This is a genomic window from Ruegeria sp. N11 (assembly GCF_056531525.1).
The window spans coordinates 1-5002 of the sequence record NZ_JBQFLX010000057.1 but is presented as its reverse complement, the minus strand read 5'-3'; the positions used below and the strand labels follow the sequence as shown (position 1 = coordinate 5002).

Genomic DNA, 5002 nt, shown 5'->3' with positions numbered 1-5002 from the left:
AACGCATCTTCATCCGAATACCGCTTCCGAGCCATCCATCATCCCTTCCGTGACACCAAAATAGTGGCACAGTTTTACGGGGCTAAGACAGCAGGATTACGTGTCTTCTCTTCCGCAAGCACAATATCTCAACTGGCACTCTTATTGGATGCTGAGGAGGCCGCTACCAATCGAATTTCCATCATATCTTTAGGTCCAGGCGCGGCTTCCAAAACGGGCGGAAGAGTTCAATCTTGGGGCATCGGTTCATCACGACTTTAAGGCCCGCCGCTTCGGCGAGTTGCGCTGCTTTGTCGTCGTACACACCGATTTGACCCCAAAGAACTTTTGCCCCGATTGCGATAGCCTTCTCGGCAAAGGCATATAACTCTTCCTTCGGGCGAAAAACGTCTACCATATCAACATGTTTGTCGATCTCTTCCAGCGAGTGGTAGACCTTGAGCCCCCTAATTTCCGAAACATTCGGGTTAGGATTCACCGGTAGAATATCATAGCCGATTTCACTCAGCTGTCGCAGAACGCCATAGCTGAATTTCGTTTTGTCCGCGCTAGCCCCCACCATTGCAATGGTTTTAACCGACTGCAGGATGTCGGCGAGGTATTTGGGGTCGTAATCATAGATGCGGTCGATATCTGCTTCGGGCATCGGTTAACCTTCCTTCGGCGTCGCAATGTCAGCCTTGAGTTCGTGGGGTTTGAGAGGGTCGAGAAACGGATTGCGGTACAGCTTGTCATGGCTCTCGACCCCGATCTCAAGCGTGATGTCGGATGTCGGACGTGCCACGCAAAGGATCACATAGCCGTTCGCGATTTGCCGATTATTCAGCGCAACCTGTCGGCGTTGATCGATCGCGCCACTCTGTAGTTTTGCCGCGCAGGTAATGCAGCCGCCATACTTGCACCCAAAAGGCAAGTCGACGCCCTGTTCTCTCAGCGTTTCCAGAAGTGGACGCCGCGCATCCACACAGTATTGCGCGCCATCTCTGTTCGCGATCGTCACGGTATACATAATCATAGCCAGATGTCGCTTGTGCAATCACCGCCAGGATACCGGCTCTCGTGACAGCGCGATGGACCATTCGGTTCTTTGCCAAAGTCCACAATGAAATCCTCGTTGATCTTCATACCACCGTTTTCAGGGTCGCAATCGATCATCACCATAACCCCGCCCTTTTCGCGGATCTCGGGATAGAACTGGTTATCCCAAGTCGAGAACAGCGAGGTCGTGACATAAAGCCTTCGTCCGTCGAGAGAGAGCTGGAACATTTGTGGACCACCCGCGACCTCGACCCCGTTAACGATCGGAGCTTTACCCAAAAGGCCCCCCATAAACACTTGCCCGGTCAGCTTGGGATTATGCGGGTCGGTGACGTCATACTGGCGCATATCTCCATGCAGCCAATTGTTCAGGTACAAGTATTTGTCGTCCATCGAGATCAGGATCGCCGACATAACCCCCGGCAACGGGATCGGCCATTCGGGGTGCATCTCGTTTTCCACATCGATGATCTTTTCCCACCGCCACTTTTTAGCATCGTCTTGCCACCAATGGATCACATTGGTCGAAAGAGCTGCGCCACAGAACCCATGCGTGCTGTCGGGGTCATGGTGGAACTTAACTTCCAGTGGCAACAGCCCGTCTTCACCCAAATAGAAGCTTTCGACCGGTTCGCGTTTTTCGAAATCCCAAAAATGCAGCTCCCGCCCATATTTCAGATGGCCCACTTCTTCCAGATCGAAGCCCGGCATGAAGGTATTGGGCGCAGCCCATTCGGAACTGACCATCACGTTGTGGCGCGGTTGGTACCAGAAATCGTAGCCAAACTTGATATCGCCCATCGAGGTTTCCCAGCGACCGACGATGCTGAACTCTTTGTCGAGATGCAGATAGCCTCCAGGAGCCTCACCCTTGGCATTTCCAAGGAAGGAAATGATGATTTCCGAGCCCAAACAATGCACCGTATGCGGGCCCGATAAATCTGCCTTGGCCTTGATCTCGGCCCCGTCGATGATCTTATGCAACCGCGGCGCACGCGGGTCAGTGGCTGTATCAACGATGTGAAGGTTGTTAGAGCGTACGCCCGGCAGGATCAGGTATTTGCGGGACATCGAGCCGTCGTCGTGACAGGACGAACAGGCGTTCCACCCCATGTGGTGAAGCTCGTCCCCAATCCCCGGCATTTCCAGCCTATGGATTACCTGAGAATAGGTCGGGCTGTCAGGGTCGACATCCACTGTAGCAAGATAATCAGGTTTCTGGATCCCTGTCCCGGTGTAGATGGCGATCGTGTAGAGTAGCTTTTCTCGGGGGGCTTTGATGGCTTCTTGCGGACTCTTGAAGCCCGGTCCACAGCATTGTCCATCCATCGAGTGCTCCTCCCTTGATTCCCTAAATTGTATCGTATATCGAAAACTTAGTTATCATAAAGTGAGAAAAATGCATCTCGAACGATTAGCGCTGATTTTGGAAATCGTGGGTCAAAAAGGACGTGCGTCCGTAGCGGATATCTGTGCCCAGTCCGATATACCTAAACCGACGGCCTACAGGCTGGTTCAAGACCTTGTTTTGTCCGGCCTCCTTGAATCACCAGCCCGCGGTGAGTTCGCGATTGGGATTAGGCTAAAGCTTATCACGTTGAGCGATCACTCTGATCCCGCACTTTTGCAAGTGATTGCGCCTGTGCTCTCCGGCGCCGCGAATGAGTATGGCGCTGCGTTTTTCTTGTCTCGACTACGGGGCCATTGGGTAGAGATTATTCATGTGGAGACACCGCAGACGGGCGTGTCTTTTCTTCATCCAGGTATGGGCAAACGACCAATGCACGCGTGCTCTTGCGCCAAGGCAATCGCCGCCGTGTCGCCTGAGCTGCTGTCTCAAGACCGATTGGATGGGCAGCTTAAGCGGTACACAGATCGCACGATTACAGACCCCAAGGATCTGGCCGCGGAACTCGATGTCATTCGAGCCAAAGGGTATGCCGAATGTGTTGAAGAACTCGAGCGCGGAATCAGTTCTGTCGCAACAACGCTGACTAAGACAGGTGTTGGTGCGACGCTTTCAATCGGCGCTACGGCGTCTCTTCGGGTGTTTACACCTTCGGAGCGAGAAAAGATTGGCCATAGACTTACCACAATGTCACACGAACTTGCTCGCGCGCTAGGATGGGGTGAAGCAGATGAAGAAAGGATATCCGCTTAGGTTCATGGGTATCGCAGTGCTGTAGGTTAATGCCATCCAGCAGGACAGGTGTGTTTTGCGACCTTCGCCGCTTTCAGGTCAATGAGGGAGACAAATATGGACGATGCAATGTTTGGTGGGTTCTTCGTGATCAACGTAAAACCTGAGTATCGGCAGCCCTTTTTGGACGCCAGCATCTTCCAAGCGCAAAATGTTGTCAGTGAAGAACCCGAAGTTTTCCAGTTTCATATTATGGCGGATGAGGCGAACCCAAATCGGTTCTATTTCTACGAAGTCTTCAGGGATGAAGCTGCGGTCCAGGATCATTGGGAATCTGAAACCTTCAATAACTGGTTAAACACTGTCCGAAAGATGCTGGATGGTGAGATCGAACTTGTTGCTAGGATGCGCTCGCTTTTTCCGACGCCAAAAGGTTTCGAGGCGCAAAAAGCAAGCCTGCTACTATGGTAAAATTGACCGACGTTTGAAGCTAACACCGGTACGAGGAAATTTTGGGTTTTGGTGCTGGTCCGCGTTGGGCTCGATGCGGACCTTCGTCGAATTTTGGTCAATGACCGTTATGCGAACGAAGCAGACGTTTAGCACCCTAAGTCAAAGGGCAGTTCTACGTGAAAAGATCAGTAGAAAGGTACTTCAGTCCTGAGTCGCAAATGATCACGGAAACGGTCTGGCCTTTGTGAGGGCCTTTTAGTAGCTCGACAGCACCCGCCACGTTAGCGCCGGAAGAAAACCCAGCGAAAATGCCTTCGAAGCGCGCCAGATCGCGACAGGTCTGACGCGCTGTGTGGCCATCAATTTGAAGAAACCCATCCCACACGAACCCTCGAAGGAAATCGAGATCACACATAACATACCCTCCTCCCTGAATGGGATGTTCGGGGCTTGTCACTTCCTGACCGGCGATAACTGCAGCGCCTTCGGGCTCAATGGGATAGCATTTGATCTCTGAATTTCGCGATCGCAGGTACTTGGAAGTCCCAGACAAAGTGCCACCCGATCCGACAAAATCACAGAATGCATCGATGTTGCCGCCGGACTGTTCCCAAAGTTCTGGGCCAGTCGTATGTTCATGGGCACTCGGATTACCTTCTCGTTGGAATTGGTCAGCTCGAAATGCGTTGCGTTCAATCGTCAGTTTTGTAGCCACGCGATCAACCTCTGCGAGGTCAGCGCCGGATACTTCCCCGGGGCGACTTCCCGGCATTTGATCTACCAACACGACTTCGGCGCCAAGAGCCTGCATCATTTGTGCGCGCTCAGGCGAGTTGCCTTTGGACATGACAGCAACGAATGGGTAGCCTTTGATACTGCAGATGATGGCAAGGCCGGTGCCCATATTGCCACTTGTCAGCTCAACGATTGTCTGCCCTTGCTCTAACGTGCCATTGGCCTCAGCTGCTTCAATGACCCCAAGCGCCGCGCGGTCTTTTTTGGAGAATCCGGGGTTCAAGTAATCGAGCTTGGCTAAAATTTTTCCCTCGCAACCATAATGCTTTACCAGCCGATCAAGAGACACCAAAGGTGTGTTTCCAATCGCTCCGAGAATGGAACAAAATGTACCAGTCATTATAAGAGTCCCAACTCTGTTTCGAAGCGAACTTTGGTAGACACTGCAGAGTTTTGCAACTTGGGCGCCTGGTGCTCAGCCACCAAAAAGTAACGTAAGGCTGCTCTGTAGGCGACACAACCTATCGCGGCAATCAGGTTTGGCGTTAGGGTCAGGACCCATTGATTTCCAGCGGTCGGCATGATTCACGGCTGAAAAACGAGCGGTGAACATGTCTGGTCTTTTCTGGTTGACCG

Annotated in this window: 6 protein-coding genes; 2 read left to right on the top strand and 4 right to left on the bottom strand. The window is 52.4% G+C overall.

Features of this window, described 5'->3' with window-relative positions; translation table 11 throughout:
• Positions 1-181: 181 nt before the first annotated feature.
• Genes ACR0J8_RS23990 through ACR0J8_RS23980 form a run of 3 tightly spaced genes read right to left on the bottom strand, consistent with a single transcriptional unit; the run spans position 182 to position 2367 of the window.
• Positions 182-646, bottom strand: coding sequence for a CoA-binding protein (locus ACR0J8_RS23990; protein ID WP_058284103.1), 465 nt, complete (start codon positions 644-646; stop codon positions 182-184).
• A gap of 3 nt (positions 647-649) precedes the next feature.
• Positions 650-1009: a 2Fe-2S iron-sulfur cluster-binding protein gene (locus ACR0J8_RS23985; protein ID WP_480431177.1), complete on the bottom strand. Its 360-nt coding sequence runs from the start codon at positions 1007-1009 to the stop codon at positions 650-652.
• 2 nt (positions 1010-1011) lie between these two features.
• A complete protein-coding gene (locus ACR0J8_RS23980) occupies positions 1012-2367 on the bottom strand; it encodes a selenium-binding family protein (RefSeq protein WP_480892806.1) in 1356 nt (451 codons plus the stop codon).
• A 70-nt stretch (positions 2368-2437) separates the two neighbouring features.
• Between ACR0J8_RS23980 and ACR0J8_RS23975 the strand changes: the two genes are divergently transcribed.
• The gene (locus ACR0J8_RS23975) at positions 2438-3199 is read left to right on the top strand and encodes an IclR family transcriptional regulator (protein WP_480892803.1); all 762 of its coding nucleotides are present in this window, start codon (positions 2438-2440) and stop codon (positions 3197-3199) included.
• Positions 3200-3295: 96 nt separating this feature from the next.
• Entirely contained in the window at positions 3296-3649 is a 354-nt protein-coding gene (locus ACR0J8_RS23970) for a putative quinol monooxygenase (protein WP_480527854.1), read from the top strand.
• 154 nt (positions 3650-3803) lie between these two features.
• Here the strand turns inward: ACR0J8_RS23970 and ACR0J8_RS23965 are convergent, their stop codons facing one another.
• Positions 3804-4766, bottom strand: coding sequence for a PLP-dependent cysteine synthase family protein (locus ACR0J8_RS23965; protein WP_480527977.1), 963 nt, complete (start codon positions 4764-4766; stop codon positions 3804-3806).
• Positions 4767-5002 lie beyond the last annotated feature (236 nt).